The organism is Streptomyces sp. NPDC005492, assembly GCF_040605995.1.
Lineage (GTDB): Bacteria > Actinomycetota > Actinomycetes > Streptomycetales > Streptomycetaceae > Streptomyces.
In genome coordinates this window covers 79858-103805 of sequence record NZ_JBEXDX010000025.1, presented here as the reverse complement: position 1 = coordinate 103805, position 23948 = coordinate 79858, and the positions used below count along the sequence as shown (strand labels likewise).

Annotated in this window: 19 protein-coding genes; 3 read left to right on the top strand and 16 right to left on the bottom strand. The window is 69.3% G+C overall.

The annotated features are described in order from the left end of the window. Positions 1-173: 173 nt before the first annotated feature. From ABZT04_RS29040 to ABZT04_RS29015, 6 genes are all read right to left on the bottom strand, one after another. On the bottom strand, positions 174-1805 hold the full coding sequence (locus ABZT04_RS29040) for a beta-N-acetylhexosaminidase (RefSeq protein WP_356059929.1): 1632 nt from the start codon (positions 1803-1805) through the stop codon (positions 174-176). 1 nt (position 1806) lies between these two features. Continuing rightward, positions 1807-2652, bottom strand: coding sequence for a carbohydrate ABC transporter permease (locus tag ABZT04_RS29035; RefSeq protein ID WP_356059928.1), 846 nt, complete (start codon positions 2650-2652; stop codon positions 1807-1809). After that, positions 2649-3530, bottom strand: coding sequence for a sugar ABC transporter permease (locus ABZT04_RS29030; protein ID WP_356059927.1), 882 nt, complete (start codon positions 3528-3530; stop codon positions 2649-2651). Before ABZT04_RS29030 ends, ABZT04_RS29035 begins: the two co-directional genes overlap by 4 nt. A 4-nt stretch (positions 3531-3534) precedes the next feature. Then, the gene (locus ABZT04_RS29025) at positions 3535-4830 is read right to left on the bottom strand and encodes an extracellular solute-binding protein (RefSeq protein WP_356059926.1); all 1296 of its coding nucleotides are present in this window, start codon (positions 4828-4830) and stop codon (positions 3535-3537) included. Between the two features lie 196 nt (positions 4831-5026). After that, positions 5027-5314, bottom strand: coding sequence for a DUF3039 domain-containing protein (locus ABZT04_RS29020; RefSeq protein ID WP_078632165.1), 288 nt, complete (start codon positions 5312-5314; stop codon positions 5027-5029). 29 nt (positions 5315-5343) lie between these two features. Further along, complete coding sequence (locus tag ABZT04_RS29015) at positions 5344-5916, bottom strand: YqgE/AlgH family protein (RefSeq protein WP_356059925.1); 573 nt, start codon at positions 5914-5916, stop codon at positions 5344-5346. 252 nt (positions 5917-6168) lie between these two features. On the opposite strand from ABZT04_RS29015, the gene murA reads away from it, so the two are divergent. Next, entirely contained in the window at positions 6169-7515 is a 1347-nt protein-coding gene (gene murA / locus ABZT04_RS29010) for a UDP-N-acetylglucosamine 1-carboxyvinyltransferase (RefSeq protein ID WP_356059924.1), read from the top strand. A 95-nt stretch (positions 7516-7610) separates the two neighbouring features. On the opposite strand, the gene ABZT04_RS29005 is transcribed toward murA, so the two are convergent. From ABZT04_RS29005 to ABZT04_RS28980, 6 genes are all read right to left on the bottom strand, one after another. Further along, positions 7611-7892: an HU family DNA-binding protein gene (locus tag ABZT04_RS29005; RefSeq protein WP_105974351.1), complete on the bottom strand. Its 282-nt coding sequence runs from the start codon at positions 7890-7892 to the stop codon at positions 7611-7613. Positions 7893-8308: 416 nt separating this feature from the next. Next, on the bottom strand, positions 8309-9736 hold the full coding sequence (locus ABZT04_RS29000) for an NAD-dependent malic enzyme (protein WP_356059923.1): 1428 nt from the start codon (positions 9734-9736) through the stop codon (positions 8309-8311). 306 nt (positions 9737-10042) lie between these two features. Further along, positions 10043-12355 (bottom strand): UvrD-helicase domain-containing protein, encoded by a 2313-nt coding sequence (locus ABZT04_RS28995; protein WP_356059922.1) that lies wholly within the window; start codon positions 12353-12355, stop codon positions 10043-10045. Between the two features lie 154 nt (positions 12356-12509). Continuing rightward, positions 12510-13265, bottom strand: a complete 756-nt coding sequence (locus ABZT04_RS28990) for a zf-HC2 domain-containing protein (protein ID WP_356059921.1) — start codon at positions 13263-13265, stop codon at positions 12510-12512. A gap of 38 nt (positions 13266-13303) precedes the next feature. Further along, positions 13304-13825: a sigma-70 family RNA polymerase sigma factor gene (locus tag ABZT04_RS28985; protein WP_019056398.1), complete on the bottom strand. Its 522-nt coding sequence runs from the start codon at positions 13823-13825 to the stop codon at positions 13304-13306. 329 nt (positions 13826-14154) lie between these two features. Then, positions 14155-14748, bottom strand: coding sequence for an ABATE domain-containing protein (locus ABZT04_RS28980; RefSeq protein ID WP_356059920.1), 594 nt, complete (start codon positions 14746-14748; stop codon positions 14155-14157). Between the two features lie 289 nt (positions 14749-15037). Here ABZT04_RS28980 and ABZT04_RS28975 point away from each other — a divergent pair, with 289 nt between their 5' ends. Both ABZT04_RS28975 and ABZT04_RS28970 read left to right on the top strand, forming a co-directional pair. Beyond that, the gene (locus ABZT04_RS28975) at positions 15038-16399 is read left to right on the top strand and encodes a nitrate/nitrite transporter (RefSeq protein WP_356059919.1); all 1362 of its coding nucleotides are present in this window, start codon (positions 15038-15040) and stop codon (positions 16397-16399) included. Positions 16400-16524: 125 nt separating this feature from the next. Further along, entirely contained in the window at positions 16525-17685 is a 1161-nt protein-coding gene (locus ABZT04_RS28970; RefSeq protein WP_356059918.1) for a uroporphyrinogen-III synthase, read from the top strand. A 61-nt stretch (positions 17686-17746) separates the two neighbouring features. Here the strand turns inward: ABZT04_RS28970 and acs are convergent, their stop codons facing one another. The 4 genes from acs to ABZT04_RS28950 all read right to left on the bottom strand — a co-directional run bounded on the left by acs (position 17747) and on the right by ABZT04_RS28950 (position 23868). Beyond that, positions 17747-19723, bottom strand: coding sequence for an acetate--CoA ligase (gene acs / locus ABZT04_RS28965; RefSeq protein WP_356059917.1), 1977 nt, complete (start codon positions 19721-19723; stop codon positions 17747-17749). Further along, complete coding sequence (locus tag ABZT04_RS28960) at positions 19720-20370, bottom strand: acetate uptake transporter (RefSeq protein ID WP_356059916.1); 651 nt, start codon at positions 20368-20370, stop codon at positions 19720-19722. The genes acs and ABZT04_RS28960 overlap by 4 nt, the downstream gene beginning before the upstream one ends. A 166-nt stretch (positions 20371-20536) precedes the next feature. Beyond that, complete coding sequence (locus ABZT04_RS28955; RefSeq protein WP_356059915.1) at positions 20537-21751, bottom strand: acyltransferase; 1215 nt, start codon at positions 21749-21751, stop codon at positions 20537-20539. Then, positions 21748-23868: a bifunctional polysaccharide deacetylase/glycosyltransferase family 2 protein gene (locus ABZT04_RS28950; protein ID WP_356059957.1), complete on the bottom strand. Its 2121-nt coding sequence runs from the start codon at positions 23866-23868 to the stop codon at positions 21748-21750. The genes ABZT04_RS28955 and ABZT04_RS28950 overlap by 4 nt, the downstream gene beginning before the upstream one ends. Positions 23869-23948 lie beyond the last annotated feature (80 nt).

The following is a 23948-nucleotide window of genomic DNA, read 5'->3' as shown; positions in this document are numbered from 1 at the left end:
TCTGGCACATCTTCGCAAGACCCGAACGCGGGGGTCCGCTAGGAGGCATTCGCCCGTCTCATCAGGGAGATGGTCCGTTTTCGTACGGCATCACCGGTACGCGCGAATTGCCACTCATCGGTGACCCTTGGGGTCTTTTTCCATTACGTGTTCTACGCGTCCTCCACAGTGCTTCACGTGTTCGGGGGCGGGCCGTCCTTGGGCCGCCCGAGCACTCCGGGGCGCCGCTGCCACGGCAGTGGTCCGGTGGGCGGGCGGTAGGCGACGCCCAGGGCGTCGAGTCGCGGGTAGTGGGCGGTCATCCGGCGCTCGAAGTCGGCGAAGTCCCGTTCCGCCGGGGCCGGAAGCGCGCTCCAGGCGACCTCGGCGAAGGCCGCGAGCCGGGGGAAGGTCTGGTAGTCCACGCGCGCGTGGTCCTCCATCACCTCGGTCCACACGTTGGCCTGAGTGCCCAGCACATGACGGGCCTCGACCTCGGTGAGCTGCGAGGGAACCGGCTCGAAGCGGTAGACGTCCTCCAGGGTGCGCACATGGGCGATCGGCACCGGCTCGTCCTCGCCGGGGGCCTGCCGCCAGTCCAAGTACACGTGCTGTTCAGGGCACATGACGACGTCGTGGCCCGCGCGGGCGGCGGTGATCCCGCCCTCGTAGCCGCGCCAGGACGACACCACGGCCCCGTCCGCGAGACCGCCCTCCAGGATCTCGTCCCAGCCGACGAGCCTTCTCCCGCGCGCGGAGAGCCACTTGTCGAAGTGTCCGATGAACCACGACTGCAACGCGTCCTCGTCCGCGAGCCCGAGTTCCGCGATGCGTGCCTGTGCGGCGGCCGACTGCTTCCACTGGTCCTTGGGGCATTCGTCGCCGCCGACGTGAATGAACTCCGAGGGGAACAGCTCCAGGAGTTCCTCGAAGACCCCCTCGTAGAAGCGCAGGGTGTTGTCAGTGGGGGCCAGTACGTTGGGGTTGATTCCCCAGGTGTCCCAGACGGAGAGGCGGGTCGTGTCGATGACGTCGGTGTTGCCCAGTTCCGGATACGCGGCGATGGCGGCCTGCGAGTGTCCCGGTACGTCGATTTCGGGGACGACGGTGATATGCCGCTCGGCGGCGTAGGCGACGATCTCGCGGATGTCGTCCCGCGTGTAGAAGCCGCCGTGGGGCTTGTCGTCCCATAGGGGTGAGGCACGGTGGCCGAATTTCGTGCGGGCCCGCCAGGAGCCGATCTCGGTCAGCTTCGGGTAGCGCTCGATCTCTACGCGCCAGCCCTGGTCGTCCGTCAAGTGGAAGTGGAAGACGTTGAGTTTGTGCGCCGCCATGAGGTCCAGGTAGCGCAGGACGCCGTCCTTGGGCATGAAGTGCCGGGCGACATCCAGCATGAGGCCGCGCCAGGGGAAACGGGGCGCGTCGTCGATGGTCTGGTGCGGCACACCGTAGGTGGCGTCCGGGTGGACGGGGGCGCGGCGGAAGGCGGCGGGGCCCACGAGTTGACGTAGCGTCTGCGCGCCCCAGAACACGCCGGCCGGGCTGCCGCCCGTGATCACGACACCCCATGTGGTGACCACTTGCAGGCTGTACGCCTCCGGGGCCAGGGTTCCGTCCAGGCGCAGCGCGACCGTGTTGCGGGCGCCCTCCTCACCCGGCGGCAGCGGCAGCCCGAGGGCCCCGCCGAGCGTGGACCGGAGCCAGCGCTGTGTGCCCTCGGTGCCGGGCTCACCCCACAGGGCCGTGTCCGCCGCGAAGAGGAAACCGCAGCGGGTGGGGCCCTCGACCGCGATCGGCGCCGGAATCAGTTCCGTCTCTGAAGTCACGTCAGTCCTTTACCGCTCCGCCCAGCCCCGAGACCAGACGTCGCTGTACGAGTACGAAGAACACCAGCACCGGAATCGTCATCACCGTGGAGGCCGCCATGACGCCGCCCCAGTCCGGGTCGTCGGGTTTGTAGAAGACGAGGAGGGCCATCGGCAGGGTCGACTGGGACGTGTCGCTGATGATGAAGGACTTGGCGAAGAGGAAGTCGTTCCAGGCCGAGATGAAGGAGAACACGCTCGTGGCGACCAGACCCGGGAAGACGAGCGGGAAAAGGATCTGCCACAGGAATCGCGTCCGGCTCGCCCCGTCGATGTACGCGGCCTCCTCCAGCGCGTCCGGTACGGCTTTCACGAACCCCCGCAGCATCCAGATCGCGAACGGCAGCGAGAACGCGATCTGGGGCAGGATCAACGACCCCAGGGTGTTCAGCAGACCGAGGCCCCGCATGGTGAAGAAGAGGGGGATCGTCAGCGCTTCCACGGGCACCATCTGGGCCACCAGGAACATGATCAGGAGGGTGGTCCGGAAGCGGAACCGGAATCGCGTCACGGCCGTCGCGGCGAGAAAGGCGACCAGTGCCGAGACGAGAACCACCGTGCCCGCCACGACAAGGCTGTTGAGGAAGTAACGGCCGAATTCCTGCTGCCCGAACACCCGCCGGAACGAGTCCAGGGAAGGCGCGAGCGTCCATGGCCGCGGCTCGCTCGACTCGATCTCGCCGGCCGGTTTGAAGGCGCTGAGCACCATCCAGTAGAGCGGGAAGGCGACGACGACCGCGATCAGCAGCGCCGAGGCCTCGGCCGCGAGCCGCCAGGGCCGTCGTACAGAACGGCGGAGCAGACTCACAACTCCTCCCCCTGCCTGCGCAGCAGGCGCAGATAGACCAGCGTGACGGCGAGCAGCATCAGGAGCATGACGACGCCGATCGCGGAGCCGAGGCTGTACTTCGAGGACGCGAACGCCTGTTGGTAGGCGTACACGTTCAGGACGAGGTTCTGGCCCGCGATGCCGCCGCCGCCCGTCATGACGTAGATCTGGGTGAAGACCTTGAAGTCCCAGATGACGGACTGGATGGTGACGACGGTCAGGATCGGCCGGAGCATCGGCGCCAGGACGGAGCGCCAGATGCGCCACTGGGAGGCGCCGTCCAGGGCTGCGGCCTCCAGGACCTCGGAGGGTACGGCGCGGATGCCGGCGTAGACCGTCACCATCACGAACGGGAAGGAGCACCACACCACTTCGAGCAGGACGAGGAGGAACGCGCTGAGGCGTCCGTACGTCCAGGAGTGGTCGCCGAGGCCCAGGATCCGGTTCACCGGGCCGAAGTCCGGGTCGAACAGGAGCAGCCAGACCGTCGAGCCGGTCACCGCCGGTGTCGCCCATGCCCCCAACGCGGCCAGCATCAGGGCGAGTCGGGGCACGGCACGGACGCGGGTGAGCAGCACGGCGAGCGCGCAGCCGACGGCGAGCGTCGCGACCACGCAGGCCGCCGCGAACAGCACGGTCGACAGGAGCACCTGCCAGAACTGGCTGTCGGAGAACAGCTCCGTGTAGTTGCCGAAGCCCTCGAAGGTGGTCGGCTCGCCGCCGCTGACCTGGGCCTGGGTGTACTGGAAGAAAGAGATCAGGCCGAGTTGGTAGATCGGGTAGACGAGCAGACCGCCGAGGACGACGAGGGCGGGGGCGAGATAGAGCCAGGGGGTCCAGGCCGTTCGTGTGCGCACCAGCTCAACCCGCGGAGCTGAACGCGTCGTTCATCTTCCGCGCCGCGTCCTTCGAAGCCGCCGCCACGCTCTTCTTGCCGCTGATGACCTCCTGGAGCATCGTCGGCAGCACCAGCGAGGAGTCGATCTCCGACCAACCGGGCGACGCGGGAACGAACTTGGTGCCGGCGGCCAGCGTCTGCACGAAGGGCTTCTCGAACGGCACCTTCGCCGCGGCGGCGTCGCGGACGTCGGTGAACGTCGGCAGGAAGCCCATCGCGTCGAACATCGAGGCCTGTGTGGTCTTCGAGGTGAGCTGTTCCATCAGGTCCACGGCGAGCGTGCGGTGCGAAGTGCTCTTCAGGACACCGATGTTGTTGCCGCCGGCGAACGCGGGGGCGACCGAACCGGAGGCGACACCCGGCAGCGGTACGACCGCGTACTTTCCCTTCACCTTGCCGGCCTCGACCGCGCTGTGGCTGAAGTCGCCGCCGATCGCCATACCCGCCTTGCCCGCGGCGAACGCGGTGATCGTGTCGTTGCCGCCCATCACCGCGCACTTGGCGGCGGGACAGTTGTCGCCGGTGAACAGCGAGGTGTAGGCCTTGATGCCCTTCTGGGCGGCGGCACTGTCGATCCCGGAGGTGTACGAACCGCCCTTGGCGGTGGCGAGTTCGCCGCCGTTGGCCCAGACGAAGGGCATCGCGCCGTAGGTGTAGGCGCCGCCCACGACGAGGCCGTAGAGGTCGGACCTCGCCTTGTGGATCTTGCGGGCGGTGGCCGCCAACTCGGCCATGCTCTTGGGAGGTTGGAGGCCGAGACTCTTGAAGACGTCGGTGCGGTAGTAGAGGGCGCGGACGCCGACGTAGAACGGGGAGCCGTAGACCTTGCCGTCGACGGTGACCGACTGCTTCGCGGTGGGGTCGGTGTCCTTGGCCTCGCTCCAGGCGCCGAACTCCTTGGTGACGTCGAGGAGTCCGCCGTCGTGGACGTAGCCGGCCGTGTCGGTGTTGCCGTACTCCATGACATCGGGCGCGGACTTGGGGTCGTTGAAGGCGGCCTTGACGCGCTGGGCGCGGGTGTCGATCGGGATGTACTCCACGTCCACCTTGGTGCCCTTGTGGGCCTTCTCGAAGGCGGTGACCACGGAGTCGACGACCTTCGCCTTCGGGTCGTTGCCGACCTCCTGGAAGAGCCACACCCGCAGGGTGCCGCTCTGGTCGTCCTTGTCGGAGGACGAGTTGTCGGAGGTCTGGGGGGCGCAGCCGGCGACGACAGCGGCGGCCGCCAGGAGTACGGCGAATCTGGGGGCGAGCTTCATGGAGCGTTCCTCCGAGAATCCGGGACGTGCGTTGCAACATATGCAATGGGCGTTTCGCTCTGCACAACACCACGGAGATTAAGGAGTAGATGAACGCGCCCACAAGAGGTCTCAACCACTTCGTGACACGCAAAAGGCCCTCGGGGCGCGCCGAAGCGCGCCCCGAGGGCCTCACACAGTCAGACGGACCGACCGGCTACTTGTCGCCGCCCTTGCCCTTGTCGCCGTCCCCGCCGGCGCCCATGGACTCGTAGATCTCCTTGCACATGGGACACACCGGGTACTTCTTCGGGTCGCGGCCCGGCACCCAGACCTTCCCGCACAACGCCACCACAGGAGTGCCGTCGAGGGCGCTCGCCATGATCTTGTCCTTCTGGACGTAATGGGCGAAGCGCTCATGGTCCCCGTCGCCGTGCGACACCTGGGGCGTCGGCTCTACGAGGGTCCCCGTACCAGTCCCGCGCTCGGGCTCAAGAGTGCTCATACGGCCAAGGGTACTGAAGCCCACCGCCATCAGTTCAGCGAAGGGTCGTCCGGATAGGTCGCCACCATCGCCAGCTCGCTGCGCTGGCGGCGCAGCACCTCGCGCCAGAGTCTCTCCGGGGACGGCGAGGAGACGTCACCGGGCTCCGACTCGACGACGTACCAGGCACCCTCGCCCAGTTCGGCCTCCAGTTGTCCGGGGCCCCAACCCGCGTAGCCGGCGAAGATCCGCAGCGAGCCGAGCGCCGAGGCCAGCAGCTCCGGCGGGGCCTCCAGGTCGACGAGTCCGATCGCGCCGTGCACGCGCCGCCAGCCGAGCGGGGCGCGCTCGCCGGCCGCGCCGCCCGGGATGACGGCGACACCGAGGGCCGAGTCCAGCGAGACCGGGCCGCCCTGGAAGACGACTCCCGGTTCGCCGGTGAGATCCGCCCAGCCCTCCAGGATGTCGCCGACGTCCACGGGAGTCGGTCTGTTGAGGACGACACCGAGGGAGCCCTCCTCGTCGTGGTCGAGAAGGAGCACCACCGCGCGGTCGAAGTTCGGGTCCGCCAGGGCGGGTGTTGCCACGAGCAACCGCCCTGTGAGCGAGGACACCTCGGTCATGCCTGACATGATCCCGCATCTTCCCGTGGAAGGGGGAGGCAATGCGGGTTCGGGAGTGAATGCAGCTCAGGGCGGAAGGGGGCGTTGAGGGCGCACGTCACGCCCCGTGACCCCATGTGCCCGATTGGGAACGGTTCGTGTTGTGACACAGCTATGACGTAGCTGGGTGGTCCTTGGGCTTTCTGAAGGGGGGTGGACGGCCATTACGCTTACGTCTTCGGCCCCTGCCCAACTCCACGGAACGCGAGATTCATGACCGTCAACGGCTCAGACGACGTACTGCTTGTCCACGGCGGAACCCCGCTGGAGGGCGAGATCCGTGTCCGCGGTGCGAAGAACCTCGTACCCAAGGCCATGGTCGCCGCCCTGCTGGGCAGCGAGCCAAGTCGACTGCGCAACGTACCGGACATCCGTGACGTTCGGGTCGTACGCGGACTGCTGCAACTGCACGGGGTGACGGTCCGTCCGGGTGAGGAGCCGGGCGAGCTGGTCATGGACCCGTCGCACGTCGAGAGCGCCAACGTCGCCGACATCGATGCCCACGCGGGCTCGTCGCGCATCCCGATCCTGTTCTGCGGTCCGCTGCTGCACCGGCTCGGGCACGCGTTCATTCCCGGGCTCGGCGGCTGTGACATCGGCGGCCGGCCGATCGACTTCCACTTCGAGGTGCTGCGGCAGTTCGGCGCGAAGATCGAGAAGCGGGCGGACGGGCAGTACCTGGAGGCTCCGCAGCGGCTGCGCGGCACGAAGATCAAGCTGCCGTACCCGTCCGTCGGCGCGACCGAGCAGGTGCTGCTGACCGCGGTGTTGGCGGAGGGCGTCACCGAACTCGCCAACGCGGCCGTGGAACCGGAGATCGAGGACCTCATCTGCGTACTGCAGAAGATGGGCGCGATCATCGCCATGGACACCGACCGGACGATCCGCATCACCGGTGTGGACTCGCTCAGCGGCTACACCCACGCGGCCCTCCCGGACCGCCTGGAGGCCGCGTCCTGGGCGTCGGCGGCGCTGGCGACGGAGGGCAACATCTACGTCCGGGGCGCGCAGCAGCGCTCGATGATGACGTTCCTCAACACCTACCGGAAGGTGGGCGGTGCCTTCGCGATCGACGACGAGGGCATCCGCTTCTGGCACCCCGGCGGCCAGTTGAAGTCCATCGCGCTCGAAACGGACGTCCACCCGGGCTTCCAGACGGACTGGCAGCAGCCGCTGGTCGTCGCCCTGACGCAGGCGACCGGCCTCTCCATCGTCCACGAGACGGTCTACGAGTCCCGGCTCGGCTTCACCTCCGCGCTCAACCAGATGGGCGCGCACATCCAGCTCTACCGCGAGTGCCTCGGCGGTTCGCACTGCCGCTTCGGCCAGCGCAACTTCCTCCACTCGGCGGTCGTCTCGGGCCCGACCCGCCTCCAGGGCGCCGACCTGGTCATCCCCGACCTCCGCGGCGGCTTCTCGTACCTCATCGCGGCCCTGGCGGCCCAGGGCACGTCCCGCGTCCACGGCATCGACCTCATCAACCGCGGCTACGAGAACTTCATGGAGAAGCTCGTCGAGCTGGGCGCGAAGGTCGAACTCCCGGGCAAGGCGCTCGGTTAGACACGCGTACGACGATGGGGCGGCCACCCTGACCGGGTGGTCGCCCCATTCGCGTTACTGAGCCTCGTACGCAATCCCGTCGCGTACGCGAAGGCTTACTTGCCCTTGGCGGCTTCCTTGAGCTTCGAGCCCGCGGACACCTTGACGCTGTAGCCGGCGGGGATGTTGATCGGGTCGCCGGTCTGCGGGTTGCGCGCGGTGCGAGCGGCACGGTGGGTGCGCTCGAAGGTCAGGAAGCCGGGGATGGTGACCTTCTCGTCGCCCTTGGCGACGATCTCGCCGACGGTCTCGGCGAACGCGGCCAGAACGGCGTCGGCGTCCTTGCGGGTCACCTCGGCACGGTCGGCCAGCGCGGCCACCAGCTCACTGCGGTTCATGTTGTTACTCCCGTGTTCTTCTTGCCGTTTGAGGCGTGCCACGCGGCGGAGCCGCATATCGGGCACGGTGAAGCCGATGCTGCCAGGGTCCTGGGTGAGTCCCCGGACCCGGGTCCGTCGTCCAGACCCTCGCGCCCGAAGACGCATCCTGCCCCTACCTGCGGCGGGAAAGCCAATCCGGCACCCGTAGGAGTCGCGAGAACACCCTTGGGAGTCACACGAAGAGCGCCACACCCTCGGTGTGGTGACGCTCCGTCGGCTCCCGGCAGCGAGGACCGGGCCTGGACAGCCCGAAGCCTGGCCGCCACGATAAACGGCCGCCGAAGGCCCCGGGTTCCGCGACGCGCCGATGTACAGGCGGCCGTGGCGATCCTCACAGCCGCCGCACACCTTCCGATCGACGGCCTGACGACGGCCTACGACGCGGTGGGCGCCGTGACTCCCGCCGCCTTCGCCGCGTCGCGCACCGCGCCCGCGACCGCACCGGCGACCTTGTCGTTGAAGACGCTTGGGATGATGTAGTTCGCGTTCAGCTCGTCCTCGGTCACCACATTCGCGAGTGCGGTCGCCGCGGCCAGCATCATCTCGGTGTTGACGGTGCGGGACTGCGCGTCCAGCAGACCGCGGAAGACACCTGGGAAGACCAGCACGTTGTTGATCTGGTTCGGGAAGTCCGAGCGGCCGGTGGCCACAACAGCCGCCGTCTGACGGGCGATCGCCGGGTCGACCTCGGGGTCGGGGTTCGCGAGCGCGAACACGATCGCGCCCTCGGCCATCGCGGCCACGTCGTCGCCGTCGAGGACGTTCGGGGCGGAGACGCCGATGAAGACGTCGGCGCCGCGCACGGCCTCCTTCAGCGTGCCCGTCAGCCCCTCGGGGTTGGTGTTGTCGGCGATCCAGCGCAGCGGCGAGTCGGACTTGGCGTCCACCAGATCCTCGCGGTCGGCGTGCACGACACCGTGGATGTCGGCGACGACCGCGTTCTTGACGCCGGCGGCGAGCAGCAGCTTGAGGATGGCCGTACCGGCCGCGCCCGCGCCGGACATGACGACCCGGATGTCACCGATGTCCTTGCCGGCCACCCGCAGCGCGTTCGTCAACGCGGCCAGCACCACGATCGCGGTGCCGTGCTGGTCGTCGTGGAAGACGGGGATGTCGAGGGCCTCGCGCAGCCGGGCCTCGATCTCGAAGCAGCGGGGCGCGGAGATGTCCTCCAGGTTGATGCCCGCGAAGCCGGGGGCGATGGCCTTCACGATCTCGACGATCGCGTCGGTGTCCTGGGTGTCCAGGCACAGCGGCCAGGCGTCGATGCCGGCGAACCGCTTGAACAGGGCCGCCTTGCCCTCCATGACCGGCAGCGCGGCCTTGGGGCCGATGTTGCCGAGGCCGAGCACGGCCGAGCCGTCGGTGACGACCGCGACGGAGTTGCGCTTGATGGTGAGGCGGCGCGCGTCCTCGGGGTTCTCCGCGATCGCCATGCACACCCGGGCGACACCCGGGGTGTAGATCATGGAGAGGTCGTCACGGTTGCGGATCGGGTGCTTGGACTGCATCTCGATCTTGCCGCCGAGGTGCATGAGGAACGTACGGTCGGAGACCTTGCCGAGGGTGACGCCCTCGATGCCGCGCAGCTGCTGGACGATCTCGTCGGCGTGGGCGGTGGAGGACGCCGCGATGGTGACGTCGATCCGGAGCTTCTCGTGGCCGGAGGCGGTCACGTCGAGGCCGGTCACCGAGCCTCCGTGGGACTCCACGGCCGTGGTGATCTGGGACACCGCCGTTCCGCTGGCGGGCACCTCCAGACGGACCGTGATCGAGTAGGAGACGCTGGGCGCCGTAGCCATGGCCGACTTCCTCTGCTTTCACCGTTGAGCTGAGTACGCGCTCCGATGTTCGCACCTACTGTCGGGTAGACGTTAGCCGCCCCTGATTGCGAACGTTTTGTTCGCGAAAAAAAGAGGTCCCCGTCACTTTTCCCGTGACGGGGACCTCTTCCTCGGTCAGTGACACCGACCCGCCATGCTCGCCTCGCGGCAAGTGGTCGCTCGTAGCGACGAAGGTTGGGCCCGGGGGCTTGGATCGGGCCGGTGTCACATCCAGGCTAACAAACGGATCCCGTAAGACCATTCCCATCCCGCAGGTTCACAGCATCAGTCCCGCAGAAGGTCCGGCACCCCGTTCGCGTCCGGCTCGTCGCGCTCGGCGGAGACGACCGTGAGCTGCTGGGTCGCGCGGGTGAGGGCGACGTAGAGCACCCGCAGTCCGGCGGGCGACTCGTCGGCGATCTCGGCCGGGGAGACGACGATCGTCGCGTCGTACTCCAGGCCCTTGGCCTCCAGGCTGCCGAGGGCGACGACCCGTTCGCCGAGGCCGGTGAGCCAACGGCGGGCCTCCTCACGGCGGTTCATGGCGACGACCACGCCGACGGTGCCGTCGACCTGGTCGAGCAGCCGGGCCGCCTCCGCGCGGACCGACTCCGACAGCGAGTTCCGTACGACAGCGAAGTGAGGTTTCACTCCGGTCGAGCGGACCGCCGACGGGGACTCGGAGCCGGGCATCGCCAGGGCCAGGACCTTCGCCGCCAGCTCCGCGATCTCGGCCGGGTTGCGGTAGTTGACCGTGAGGGTGAAGCGGCGGCGGGGGCGGGAGCCGAGGGCCTCGTCGCGGGCCTCGGCGGCCTCGTCGGGGTCGGACCAGGAGGACTGGGCCGGATCTCCTACGACCGTCCAGGTGGCGTGCCGGCCGCGGCGGCCGACCATGCGCCACTGCATGGGGGTGAGGTCCTGGGCCTCGTCCACGATGACGTGCGCGTACTCGGTGCGCTCCTGGGCGAGCCGCTCGGCGCGTTCGCGCTGCGTCTCCTCGCGTACGGGCATCAGCTCGTCGAGGCCGGTGAGGTGGTCCAGCGGGTCCAGGTCGCGCCGCTTGCGGGGGCGGGCCGGGGTGCCGAGGATCGCCTGGAGTTCGTCGAGGATCGCCACGTCGTGGACCGAGAGACCGTCCCGCTTCAGGGCGCGGGCGACCCGGCGGACCTCGCCGGGGTTGAGGATGCGCCGGGCCCAGCGGCCGAGCTTCCGCTCGTCGGACATCGCCTCCAGGACGGCGCGCGGGGTGAGTTCGGGCCACCAGGCGTCGAGGAACGCGATGAAGTCGTCCTCGCTCGCGATGTCCTCGTCGAAGGACGAGCGCAGTTCGGCGGCGAGTTCGGGGTCGGTGTGCCGGCTGCCCGCGCCGGAGCGCTCCCACAGGGCGTCCAGGAGGAGCTTGCGGGCTCGCGGACGCAGCAGGTTGACGGGGGCGGTGCCGCTGAGCGCGTTCTGCCGGACGCGCTCCAGCTCGGCGGCCTCCAGTTCGAGCCGGCGGCCGAATGCGACGACCCGCAGCCGGGTCGGCGAATCGTTCAGCTCCAGGGCTCCGCGCGCGGCCTTCCGCAACACCCGGAGCATGCGGTACGAGCCCTTGGCGCGGGCCACGGCCGGGGAGTCGTACAGGGTGGCCTCGACGCCGTCGACGAGCGAGCCGATGGCCCGGATGGCGACCTGGCCCTCCTCGCCGAGGGACGGCAGGACGCCCTCGGTGTACGCCACCAGCAGCGGGGTGGGCGAGACGATGAGGATGCCGCCCGCGTACCGGCGCCGGTCCTGGTAGAGGAGGTAGGCGGCGCGGTGCAGGGCGACGGCCGTCTTCCCTGTCCCCGGGCCGCCCTCGACGTAGGTCACCGAGGCGGCGGGGGCGCGGATCACCAGGTCCTGCTCGGCCTGGATGGACGCCACGATGTCGCGCATGGTGTGGCTGCGGGCCTGGCCGAGCGCGGCCATCAGAGCGCCGTCGCCGATGACGGCCAGTCGGTCGCCGTCGAGCTGGGCAGTCAGCTCGGGACGCATCAGGTCGTCCTCGACACCGAGGACCCGGCGGCCCTTGGAGCGGATGACCCGGCGCCGTACGACCCGGCCGGGGTCGACCGGGGTCGAGCGGTAGAAGGGGGCCGCCGCGGGCGCCCTCCAGTCGATGACCAGCGGCGCGTACTCGGAGTCGAGGACTCCGATGCGGCCGATGTGCAGGGTCTCGGCGATGTCGGCGGTGCGGTCCTCCCGCACGGCGCCTTCGGCCGGTTCCACGGCGGTGTAGGCGCCGTCGGGCCCCTTCTTGCCGTCCTTGCCGAGCAGGAGGTCGATCCTGCCGAAGAGGAAGTCCTCGAACTCGTTGTTGAGCCGGTTGAGGTGGACACCGGCGCGGAACACCTGCGCGTCCCGTTCGGCGAGCGCGCCGGGGGTGCCGACCTGGCCGCGCTTGGCCGCGTCGTTCATGAGGAACTCGGCCTCGTGGATCTTCTCCTCAAGCCGCCGGTACACCCGGTCCAGGTGTGCCTGTTCGACGCTGATCTCCCGGTCCCGTAGCGAATCCTGGGCGGATTTGTCGGTCACCGTGTCGAGCGCGGTTTCCTGTTGAGCCTGTGCGGCCACCGGGCCCCCTTCTGACGTGCTGGGCAGCCGTCAACCGTACGCGAAAGAAAGCCTCTGTAGCGAGGGGCCTGCCCGGTGGATCATGACAAAGACGTGGGGTCCGGTACGCGACCTGCCGCGTACCGGACCCCACGGAGCCAATGTCGACCAGTTGCTACGCGTCCACTTCCACGAGCCGTTTGCCGTCGAAGGTCATGACTTCGAAGTGGTCGATCTCGTTGGGCGTCAGCGCCGCTCCGCCCTGGGCGTAGAGCGGGGCCTTGGCCTCGGCCTTCGTGGCGTTGGCGATGCCGTAACCCCAGGCCGGGACCGACCAGGAGCTCATCGTCTCGCGCTCGCCGTTCTTGCCGACCGCGATCAGGGAGCACTTCAGGGGGCCCTTGACGTTCTTGAGCTCCACGACCCCGAGGGTGCCCCAGTCCTTCTTGGACATCGCCACGGTCGCGGTGACCTTGGTGCTCTTGTCCGTCGCCGAGACCTTGTCGGACAAAGTGTCGAAGGTGGTCTTGGCGGTGGCCACGGCCGGCGTGTCACCCGAGCTGTTGCCACCGTTGGCCGCGATGACGGCCAGCGGTCCCGCGATGATCAGTGCGGCAGCGGCGGCGATCATGTAGAAGCTGCGCCGGCGCTTCTGGGCCCGGCGGTCGCCGACATCGTCGACCAGCCGCTCCACCAGTCGTGGACTGGGCTTCGCGGACAGGGACTCGCCGATCGCGGGGGTGCCGGAGCCCGGCAGGTCCGCGAGCGCCGCCAGCATCGGTTCCATCCCGGCCAGCTCGTCGAGCTGCTGGGCGCACCATTCACAGGTGGCGAGATGGGCCTCGAAAGCGGTTGCTTCGGCGTCGTCGAGAATCCCGAGGGCGTAGGCGCCGACGGTCTCGTGTTCGTTCGAGCCCTGAGATCCCTGCATGGAACCAGGACTACCCGTTCCGTATCCCCCGTAAATGCTCATGCCGTCACCCCCCGCTCCTCCAGAGCAAGCTTCATCGATCGAAGGGCGTAGAACACCCTTGAGCGCACCGTGCCACTGGGGATGCCAAGCGTCTCGGCCGCCTCATTGACGGTACGCCCCTTGAAGTACGTCTCGACGAGCACCTCCCGGTGGGCCGGGGTCAGGTCGTCCAGCGCGTCCGACAGTGTCATCAGCCACAACGCCTTGTCGATCTCGTCCTCCGCGGGGATGACCTCCAGCGGCGACGGGTCCACCTCCTGCGGCCGGGCCTGCCGGCTGCGGTGACCGTCGATGACGATGCGCCGTGCGACCGTCACCAGCCAGGGTCGTACCGATCCGGTCGCCCGGTTGAGCTGGCCGGCGTTCTTCCAGGCCCGGATGAGCGTCTCCTGCACCACGTCCTCGGCACGTTGCCGGTCGCCGGCGACGAGCCGCAGCACATAGGCGAGCAAGGGTCCGGCGTGCTCTCGGTACAGGGCACGCATCAGCTCCTCATCAGGTTCCGAGGACTGGGACATGCGATGTCGGGCCCTCGGTGCGTGTTCATTGGCCACGACGGAATCCTTGCGCACGCCCACCTCCGGTGTCCGGGGGTTCCCCCAGTCAGTCGCTCATCGAGAGGTACGCGGGCGGGGTGCCGGATGTTCAACGTGAGGCGACAGTTTTCTCCTTAGTGACGTGACGAGCGGGACATGGGTGCACATTCCCACCGTACGATCTTTACATTTCCACCACAGCATCAAGATCACGCGGGCTGCCCGGGCGGCCGTGGAGTGAAACGCACTGTTGTCGAAATCACTTCGACAATTGACGACCCCTCACCCCACAGATGCCGCATAAGGGATTCTCAGGCTCGGGCGAGGGCCGCGCGCCGACGGTGCCGGGCCACTCTCTCGCGGTTCCCGCAGACCTCACTGGAGCACCAGCGCCTCCTGCGCCCTCGTGAGGTGTCCAGGTACACGATCGGGCAGTTGTCCCCCGCGCACTCGCGCAGCGAGGCCCGCGCGACCGGATCGGTGAGCAGCTCCACGGCGTCCCGCGCGATCACCGCGAGCAGCGCCTCGCACCCCGGCGGACCGTCCAACCGCCGTACCAGCGCGCCGTCTTCGGCCCGTACGGCACGGGGAGCCGGGGGCGCCGGGCGGGCCAGATCGTTGACGCGGGCGAGCGCGAGATCGTGGGCCCGGAGATCGTTGGACGACTTGCTTCGGACCAACTGGCTTATCTGCCCCCGCAGTTCACGGAAGCCGACCAGCCAGGCGGCATCGACGTGCGTGAGCGGGGTGGCCGCCGGGACGAGGCCGGAGCGGACGATCCACGCACACAAGGGCTCCGGCGCGTCGAGCCGTTCCTCGGGATGCGTGGTCGCGAGGAGATCCAGGCAGATCCGCCCGGCGTCGAAGCGCAGCTCGTACGGGGCCATGGTCGTACCCAGTGCCATGTTCCTGTCACCGCCTAGGGGTTACCCCGGTCGTCAGGGGTCGGTGCGTTGCCGAGTGGAGGGGGCGTGGGATCCGTTCCCTCTACAGTGCCTGCCCGCTCACGCGGCCGGAACCCCTCGTGCCGGGTGCGCGGACCTCACCGCCGCCCCCCTCCGTTCGTGAGAGCAACGTTCCCTTGCAGTCACTCACAGCCACAGCGTGGAAACGCGCCCTCCCTACCTTCGGGACTCATCACCGCTCGTTTGCCCATAACGGCACCCCCGAGCCCCGGACCACCGTGGAGGCGTCATGACAGCCCCGGCCCCTAGCAAGTGGATCGAGCACTGGGATCCGGAGGACGAGACCTTCTGGCGGGAGACCGGCGAGAAGGTCGCCAAGCGCAACCTCCTCTTCTCCGTCCTCTCCGAACACATCGGCTTCTCGATCTGGACCCTGTGGTCCGTGCTGGTGCTCTTCATGGGCCCGGAGTACGGGCTGACCCCGGCCGACAAGTTCCTGCTGACGTCGATGGTCACGCTCGTCGGCGCGGTCGTCCGGGTGCCGTACACCTTCGCGGTCGCGATCTTCGGCGGACGCAACTGGACGATCATCTCCGCGAGCCTGCTCCTCATCCCCACCGTCGCCGCCTTCGCCGTGATGAAGCCGGGGACGTCCTTCGACACCTTCCTGTGGATCGGCCTGCTGGCCGGTATCGGCGGCGGCAACTTCGCCTCCTCCATGACCAACATCAACGCCTTCTTCCCGCTGCGGAAGAAGGGCTGGGCCCTCGGGCTGAACGCGGGCGGCGGCAACATCGGCGTCGCCGCGATCCAGCTCGTGGCCCTCGCGGTCATCGGCGCGAGCGGCGGTCCGCGCGTGCTGCTCGGGATCTACATCCCGCTGATCGTCGTCGCGGCCACCCTCGCCGCGCTGTTCATGGACAACATCGCGAACGTCAAGAACGACACAGGTGCCGCCAAGGACGCCGCGAAGGACGCCCACACCTGGATCATGTCGGTCCTCTACGTCGGCACGTTCGGCTCGTTCATCGGCTACAGCTTCGCCTTCGGGCAGGTGCTCACCAACCAGTTCGGACGTACGCCGCTGCAGGCCACGTATCTCACCTTCATCGGCCCGCTGCTCGGCTCGCTGATCCGCCCCGTGGGCGGCTGGCTCGCCGACAAGTACGGCGGCGCGAAGATCACCCTCTTCAACTACGTCGCCATGGCCGCCGCGACCGCCGTGTTGGTCCTCGCCAGCATGCAGAAGTCGCTGCCGCTGTTCGTCGTCGCGTTCGTCGTCCTGTTCGCGCTCACCGGGATCGGCAACGGCTCCACGTTCAAGATGATCCCCGGCATCTTCCACACCAAGGCCCTCGCCAAGGGGCTGGAGGGCGACGAGGCGGTCAAGCACGGGCGCCGGCTCTCCGGTGCCTCCATGGGCCTCATCGGCGCGGTCGGCGCCCTCGGCGGCGTCGGCATCAACCTCGCCTTCCGGCAGTCCTTCCTCTCCTACGGCTCCGGCACCGGCGCGTTCGTCGCCTTCCTCGCCTACTACGCCCTCTGCTTCGGGGTCACCTGGGCCGTATACCTTCGCCGCCCGACCGCCCAGGCGCAGGCCAAAGCCTCCGCATCCGAGGCGAAGCCGCAGCTCAGCTATGCCGAGGTGTGACGTAACACCGTCGACATAAAGTCGAACCGAGCCTGTCACGCACCGTTGACAGGCTCGTTCGGCATGTAGGGACCACATGTAGGGGCCGCACCACTGCATGTACGACGACGTTCGGGACGAGAGCCATGTACGAGCAACAGCAGACACCGGACAGCGGGCAGCACGGGCCGCTCTCCGGCTTCACCGTGGGTGTCACCGCCGCGCGTCGCGCCGACGAGCTGGGGGCACTGCTCCAGCGGCGCGGCGCGGCGGTCGTGCACGCGCCCGCGCTGCGCATCGTGCCCCTCGCCGACGACAGTGAACTGCTCGCCGCCACCAAGGAGTTGATCGACCAGGCGCCCGACGTCGTGGTGGCCACCACCGCGATCGGCTTCCGGGGCTGGGTCGAGGCCGCCGACGGGTGGGGGCTCGGGGAGGCACTCCTCGACCGGCTGCGCGGGGTCGAAATCCTCGCCCGCGGACCCAAGGTGAAAGGGGCGGTACGGGCCGCGGGGCTCACCGAGGAGTGGTCGCCGTCGTCCGAGTCCATGGCCGAGGTGCTCGACCGGCTCCTGGAAGAGGGCGTCGAGGGCCGCCGGGTCGCCATCCAACTGCACGGCGAACCGCTGCCCGGGTTCGTGGAGTCGCTGCGGGCGGGCGGAGCGGAGGTCGTCGGGGTCCCCGTCTACCGGTGGATGCCGCCGGAGGACATCGCCCCGCTGGACCGGCTCCTGGACGCCGCCGTCTCGCGCGGCCTGGACGCGCTGACCTTCACCAGCGCGCCGGCCGCCGCCTCGCTGCTCTCCCGCGCCGAGACCCGCGGCCTGCTCCCCGAACTCCTCGCCGCCCTGGAGCACGACATCCTCCCGGCCTGCGTCGGCCCGGTCACCGCGCTCCCGCTCCAGAACCACGGCATCACCACGGTCCAGCCCGAGCGCTTCCGCCTCGGCCCGCTGGTCCAGCTCCTCTGCCAGGAACTCCCCGCCCGCGCCCGCACCCTGCCCATCGCCGGCCACCGGGTGGAGATCCGCGGCCACGCGGTCCTCGTCGACGGCACGCTACGTCCCGTCCCGCCGGCCGGCATGTCCCTGCTCCGCGCCCTGTCCCGCCGCCCCGGCTGGGTCGTCGCCCGCGCGGAACTCCTGCGCGCGCTTCCCGGCGCCGGCCGCGACGAGCACGCCGTAGAGACGGCAATGGCCCGCCTGCGCACGGCACTTGGAGCGCCGAAGCTGATCCAGACAGTGGTGAAACGGGGGTACCGGCTGGCGCTGGACCCGGCGGCGGACGCGAAGTACTCCGACGAGTGAGCCGATGCCGGTGCGGTCCCCGCCGGAACTCGCTCCGGCAGGGACCGACGCACGCCGGTGTCTACGCCTCCTCCTCCCCCGCCGCCGCGGGCAACCGCTCCCTGATCTCGTCCATCACCGACGAGTCCGTCAGCGTCGTCACATCGCCGAGGGTGCGGTGTTCGGCCACGTCCCGCAGCAGGCGGCGCATGATCTTGCCGGAGCGGGTCTTGGGGAGTTCGGCCACGACCATGATCTGGCGGGGGCGGGCGATCGGGCCGATCTCCTTGGCGACGTGGGTACGCAACTCCGTGGAGATCTCGTCCGGTTGGGGCTGTCCGGCGTCGCCGCGCAGGATGACGAAGGCGACGACGCCCTGGCCGGTCGTCGGGTCGGTGGCGCCGACGACGGCCGCTTCGGCGACCAGGGGGTGGGAGACGAGGGCCGACTCGACCTCCGTGGTGGAGATGCGGTGGCCGGAGACGTTCATGACGTCGTCGACCCGGCCGAGCAGCCAGATGTCTCCGTCCTCGTCCTTCTTGGCGCCGTCCCCGGCGAAGTACACCCCGGGGAAGCGGGACCAGTACGTGTCGACGTACCGCTGCTCGTCGCCCCAGATGGTGCGCAGCATCGCGGGCCACGGCTCGGTGAGCACGAGGTAGCCGCCGGAGCCGTTCGGTACCGGCTTGCCCGTGTCGTCGACGACGTCCGCCGCGATGCCGGGCAGCGGGCGCAGTGCCGAGCCGGGCTTGCAGATGCTCACGCCCGGCAGCGGGCTGATGAGCTGGGCGCCCGTCTCCGTCTGCCACCAGGTGTCGACGACCGGACAGTGGTCGGAGCCGATGTGCTTGCGGTACCAGATCCACGCCTCGGGGTTGATCGGTTCGCCGACCGAGCCGAGGAGGCGGAGGGATGACAAGTCGAAGTTGGACGGGATCTCGCCGCCCCACTTCATGAAGGTGCGGATCGCGGTCGGGGCGCAGTAGAGGATCGTCACGCCGTACTTCTCGACGATCTCCCACCAGCGGCCCTGGTGCGGGGTGTCCGGGGTGCCCTCGTACAGGACGGACGTCACGCCGTTGGCGAGGGGGCCGTAGACGATGTACGAGTGGCCGGTGACCCAGCCGATGTCCGCCGCCGTCCAGTAGACGTCCCGCTCCGGTTTGACGTCGAAGACCGCCCAGTGGGTCCAGGCCACCTGGGTGAGGTAGCCGCCGGTGGTGTGCAGGATGCCCTTCGGGCGGGCCGTGGTGCCGGAGGTGTACATGATGTACAGCGGGTGTTCGCTGTCGAAGGCCTCCGGTTCGTGCTCGGCCGGCTGTCCGTCGACCAGGTCGTGCCACCACACGTCCCGGCCGTCGGTCCAGTCGACGTCCTGGCCGGTGCGGCGGACCACGAGCACGGTGCGGACGTCGGGGCACTCGCGCACCGCCTCGTCCACGGCGGGTTTCAGCGCGGCGGCGGCGCCCTTGCGGTAGCCGCCGTCCGCGGTGATCACCACATGCGCGTCGCAGTCGAGGATCCGGCCGCGCAGCGCCTCGGCGGAGAAGCCGCCGAAGACCACGGTGTGCGGGGCGCCGATGCGGGCGCAGGCCAGCATCGCCACCACGGTCTCCGGGATCATCGGCATGTAGATCGCCACCCGGTCGCCGGCCCGCACACCGAGGGAGAGCAGGGCGTTGGCCGCCCGGCAGACCTCGGCCGTGAGGTCGGCGTAGGTGATCGTGCGGGTGTCGCCGGGTTCGCCCTCCCAGTGGAAGGCGACCCGGTCACCGTGACCGGCGGCCACATGCCGGTCCAGACAGTTGTACGCCGCGTTGAGGCGGCCTCCCGTGTACCAGCGGGCGAACGGGGCGCGGCTCCAGTCCAGCGTCTCGTCCCAGGGCTGTGCCCAGTCCAGCTTGTCGGCCGCCGCGGTCCAGAAGGCGAGGCGGTCGGCGTCGGCCCGTTCGTAGTCCGCCGCGGTGGCGTTCGCCGTGGCGGCCAGCTCGGGTGGCGGCGGGAACCGCCGCTCCTCCCGCAGCAGGTTGGAGAGTGTCTCGCCTCCGGTGTCGGTCATGCGTGGGCCCCGGCGATCGGGCCTCCGTGGTGGGCGCGGTGCGGACGCAGGCGTTCGCCGACGTTCGGGAAGACCGGCACGACGGCGCGGTGGTAGGTGGAGTTGGTGACCCCGGCGAACGACGCGTACCAGGCGCACACCGCGGTGACCAGGCCGATCCAGCCGCCGGCCTTGGTGGTGTCCGGGGACTGTGCGAAGTCACCGATGCACAGGACGATGAACGTCGCCGACAGGGTGACGAACACGGAGAGGATCGCTCCGGTGGTGCGGAGCGCGGCGACGGTCATGTAGACCGTGAAGATCGCCCAGACCAGCAGGAACAGTCCGGTCGCCTGATGCGCGGTGGCCGGCGGCAGGTCGCCCGCGACGAACTTCGCGTAGGCGGCGTACGACAGCCAGAAGGCGCCGTAGGAGGCGAACGCGGTGGCGCCGAAGGTGTTGCCCTTGCGGAACTCCCACATGCCCGCGAGGAGTTGGGCCAGTCCGCCGTAGAAGAGGGCGAGCGGCAGGACCACGGCGACCAGGGTCTTGTCGGTGATGAGGTCGGCGTTGAAGGTGCTGAGGACGAAGGTCGTCGCGGCGAAGGCGGCGAGGCCGAGCGGGCCGGGGTCCGCGATGGTGTCGGGGGTGGTGGTTGGAGTGCTCATCTGCGCCTCCTCCTGTGATGTGGATCACATGGATGCAGATCCATTGTAGGCACCATCTACACCCGGCGACGCCCTGCGCACGGACGGCATCCGTGAACGGTCCCGCCCGCGCGACGAACGGCCGCCCGGCATCGCCGAGCGGCCGTATTCAGCCATCCGCGGGACCTCAGGCCCTGCTCCGCCGCCGCTGCCTCGCCCCGTCCGGCCACAGCCGCGGCTTCCGCTTCGCCGCGATGTCCTCGATCCAGCCGAAGGCGAGGATCGCCAGCGCGATGAGGGGCCAGATGATGACGAACATCAGGAACGTGTCCGCCTTGTCGAGAAGCGAGGTCGCCGCGTCGCTCTCCAGGAAGGGGAGGTTGTACAACTGGTCGATGATCGGGACCGAGGCCATGATCAGGAGGTTGTGCCAGAGGTAGATCGTGACCGCGCGGTTGTTGGAGAGCGTCACCAGCCGGTCCCACTTCGCCAGTCTGCCCGGCAACTCCTGCCAGGACGGCGCGTATTGGAGCAGGATCACCACGATCCCGAAGGACCAGGTCGCCTGGGCGAGCGGGATGTCGTTCAAGTCCCAGCCGTCCGGGCCCAGATGACCCGACGCCCACCAGAGGCCGAAGCCCATGATCAGGGTCGCGCCGGAGACCGCGAGATAGCGCGGGACCTTCTTCAGCACGCCCTCCTGGTGGGCGAAGCCCAGGACCCAACAGCCGCCGTACACCGCGAAGTCCGAGACCGCGTTGCCCGTCTCGCCGGGGATCTTCACCAGACCTGTGCCCACGACCGCCGTCAGCGCCAAGGGGGCGAGCAGGGTCGCCCACGGGACCCTGCGGAACGCCCACAGCAGGAGCGGGGACGCGATCACGAACCACAGGTACGCCCGCAGGTACCAGAGCGGGCCCGCCGCCTGGTCCGCCCAGGTGCTCTCCAACAGGCCCGACTCCGACCCCAGATGCTCGGGATACGGCGGTGCGCCGAACGGCACGACGTAGTCGAACAGTTTCGCCGCGCCCCACCAAGTGCCGCCCAGGTCAGGGTCCTTGAGGGGATGCCAGCCGCTCGCGAACATCATCACCAGCACCACCGCGCCGAACGCCCAGAGGGGCGGCAGGAGTCGGCGCAGCCGGCCCCTGATCACACCCAGCGCGGGACGGTTCAGCGAGCGGGCCATCAGCGAACCCGCCAGCGCGAACATCACGCCCATCGACGGGAACAGCACCGACAGCCAGGCCCAGCCGAAGAGGTGGTAGACGACGACCCGGACGAGGGCGATCGAGCGGAGGAGGTCGAGATAGCGGTCCCGGCCCGAGCCCGAGGATTTCGGTGCGGGAGCGGGAGCGGTGGCCGGGGCTTCCGTCCCGGTCGGGTATTCGTGTGTCGTCATGCCACAGGCCTCCGATCACTGCCGCTGCGCTGGGTCGGTACCGGGCCGCCGGGTGCCTCCACGACTCCGGTGCGCCGCAGTTTCTGCCAGCGCAGGCGGCCGCCGGTGAGGGCGGTGATCCAGGACTGGAGCAGGACGACGTACATGAGCTGGCGGTAGAGGATCTGCTGGAGGGGCAGCGAGACGAGGTGGGTCATGCGTTCGCGGTCCAGACGGAAGGCGTAGGCCGCGCAGAACGCCTGGATCGCGAGGACGCCCAGCCAGGCGAGGAACGTCTTCCCGGTGGGGCCGAACACCAGGCCGTAGAGGAGGAAGACGTCGATCAGCGGGGCGAGGATCGGGGCGACGACCATGAACAGGGCCACCAGCGGGAGGCCGATCCGGCCGAAGCGGCCGGACGGTCCGCTCTCCAGCAGGGCGCCCCGGTGTTTCCAGATCGCCTGCATGGTGCCGTAGGACCAGCGGTAGCGCTGGGACCAGAGCTGCTGGACCGTCTCCGGTGCCTCGGTCCAGGCGCGGGCCTTCTCGGCGTAGACGACGCGCCAGCCGTCGCGGTGCATCGCCATCGTGATGTCGGTGTCCTCGGCGAGGGTGTCGTCGCTCATGCCGCCGACCCGCTCCAGCGCGCTTCTCCGGAAGGCCCCCACGGCGCCCGGGATCGTCGGCATGCAGCGCAGGACGTCGTACATCCTGCGGTCGAGGTTGAAGCCCATCACGTACTCGATGTGCTGCCAGGCGCCGATCAGTGAATCTCGGTTGCCCACCTTGGCGTTGCCCGCGACGGCGCCGACGCGCGGGTCGCCGAAGGGCTGGACCAGCTCGCGGACGGTGGCCGGTTCGAAGACCGTGTCGCCGTCCATCATGACGATGAGGTCATAACTGGCGTTCGCCAGGCCCCTGTTGAGGGCGGCCGGCTTTCCCGCGTTGAGCTGGCGGACGACCCGGACGCCGGGCAGGGCCATCGCCTCGACGATCCTCGCCGTACCGTCCGCCGAGCCGTCGTCGACGACGATCACCTCGATGGGATGCTCGCTGGCCATCAGTGAACGGACCGTGTTCTCAATGCACTTGGCCTCGTTGTACGCCGGCACGAGGACCGTGACCGGTTCGGTGACCGGTGGCCCCCAGGCGAAGTCCCTGCGGCGCACCCGGCGGGCGTGGATCGCGGAGAGCAGGAGCATCAGCAGGAAGCGGGCGATGACCAGGGAACCGGTGATCGCCAGGCCGACCACCAGCACGTCGGTGATGCTGTCCGAGGCCTGGACCAGGAAGATCCACGCCTTGCCCTTCCACAGGTCGACGCCGGTGACCGGGGTGAGCGCGCCGCGCGCGCCGAGCGCCTGGGTGAGGTTGTCGAAGGCGTAGCCCTTGGCCTGCATCCGAGGCAGGAACCTGTCGAGCGCCTGCACGGTCTGGTGGCGGTCGCCGCCGGAGTCGTGCATCAGGACGATCGCGCCCTTGCCGCCGTGCGGGGTGGCGTTGCTGATGATCTTCGCGACGCCGGGCTTCTGCCAGTCCTCGCTGTCCGTGTCGTTGACGACGGTGATGTAGCCGCGGGTGCCGATGTACTGGGTCACCGGCCACGACAGGTTGTCCATCGCGTCGGCGGAGGACGAGTACGGCGGCCGGAACAGCGAGGTCCGGATGCCGGCCGCGCCGCTGATCGCCAACTGGTTCTGCGACAGCTCCCAGTCGATGCGCTTCTTGGACTGGAAGGAGAGGTCGGGGTGGCTGAAGGTGTGCAGGCCGACCTCGTTGCCCTCCGCCACGATGCGTCTGACCAGGTCCGGGTAGCGCGAGGTCATGGTGCCGGTGACGAAGAAGACGGCGTGCGCGTGGTGCTTCTTGAGCACGTCCAGGACCTTGGGCGTCCAGGTCGGGTCGGGGCCGTCGTCGAAGGTCAGGACGATGCGGTGGTCCGGCACGTCCAGGCTGGTGGCACGGCCGCCGCGGGTGTCGATGACCGGGCCGCCGTCGAGGATCTTCTCCGGCACCTTGTCCGTAGCGGCCTCGGGGCGGATGCGGTGGTCGGCGAGGATCTCGCTGTGCACATAGCCGCGCAGCATCAGCATCGCCAGCATGGCGACGAGGAGCAGCATCGGCAGCAGGAACCGCATGGAGAGCCGGCGCCGCCGGGCCCCCGCGGGGGCGCCGGACGAGGCGCCGTGACGGCCGCCCGGGGCCGGGTGCGTGGCCT

Bases quoted from the DNA above. Each gene is read 5' to 3' on its own strand.
- ABZT04_RS29025 (WP_356059926.1), bottom strand. From the start codon at position 4,830: ATGAAGCTCGCCCCCAGATTCGCCGTACTCCTGGCGGCCGCCGCTGTC.
- ABZT04_RS29020 (WP_078632165.1), bottom strand. From the start codon at position 5,314: ATGAGCACTCTTGAGCCCGAGCGCGGGACTGGTACGGGGACCCTCGTA.
- ABZT04_RS29015 (WP_356059925.1), bottom strand. From the start codon at position 5,916: ATGACCGAGGTGTCCTCGCTCACAGGGCGGTTGCTCGTGGCAACACCC.
- murA (WP_356059924.1), top strand. From the start codon at position 6,169: ATGACCGTCAACGGCTCAGACGACGTACTGCTTGTCCACGGCGGAACC.
- ABZT04_RS29005 (WP_105974351.1), bottom strand. From the start codon at position 7,892: ATGAACCGCAGTGAGCTGGTGGCCGCGCTGGCCGACCGTGCCGAGGTG.
- ABZT04_RS29000 (WP_356059923.1), bottom strand. From the start codon at position 9,736: ATGGCTACGGCGCCCAGCGTCTCCTACTCGATCACGGTCCGTCTGGAG.
- ABZT04_RS28990 (WP_356059921.1), bottom strand. From the start codon at position 13,265: ATGCAGGGATCTCAGGGCTCGAACGAACACGAGACCGTCGGCGCCTAC.
- ABZT04_RS28985 (WP_019056398.1), bottom strand. From the start codon at position 13,825: ATGTCCCAGTCCTCGGAACCTGATGAGGAGCTGATGCGTGCCCTGTAC.
- ABZT04_RS28980 (WP_356059920.1), bottom strand. From the start codon at position 14,748: ATGGCACTGGGTACGACCATGGCCCCGTACGAGCTGCGCTTCGACGCC.
- ABZT04_RS28975 (WP_356059919.1), top strand. From the start codon at position 15,038: ATGACAGCCCCGGCCCCTAGCAAGTGGATCGAGCACTGGGATCCGGAG.
- ABZT04_RS28970 (WP_356059918.1), top strand. From the start codon at position 16,525: ATGTACGAGCAACAGCAGACACCGGACAGCGGGCAGCACGGGCCGCTC.
- acs (WP_356059917.1), bottom strand. From the start codon at position 19,723: ATGACCGACACCGGAGGCGAGACACTCTCCAACCTGCTGCGGGAGGAG.
- ABZT04_RS28960 (WP_356059916.1), bottom strand. From the start codon at position 20,370: ATGAGCACTCCAACCACCACCCCCGACACCATCGCGGACCCCGGCCCG.
- ABZT04_RS28955 (WP_356059915.1), bottom strand. From the start codon at position 21,751: ATGACGACACACGAATACCCGACCGGGACGGAAGCCCCGGCCACCGCT.
- ABZT04_RS28950 (WP_356059957.1), bottom strand. From the start codon at position 23,868: ATGCGGTTCCTGCTGCCGATGCTGCTCCTCGTCGCCATGCTGGCGATG.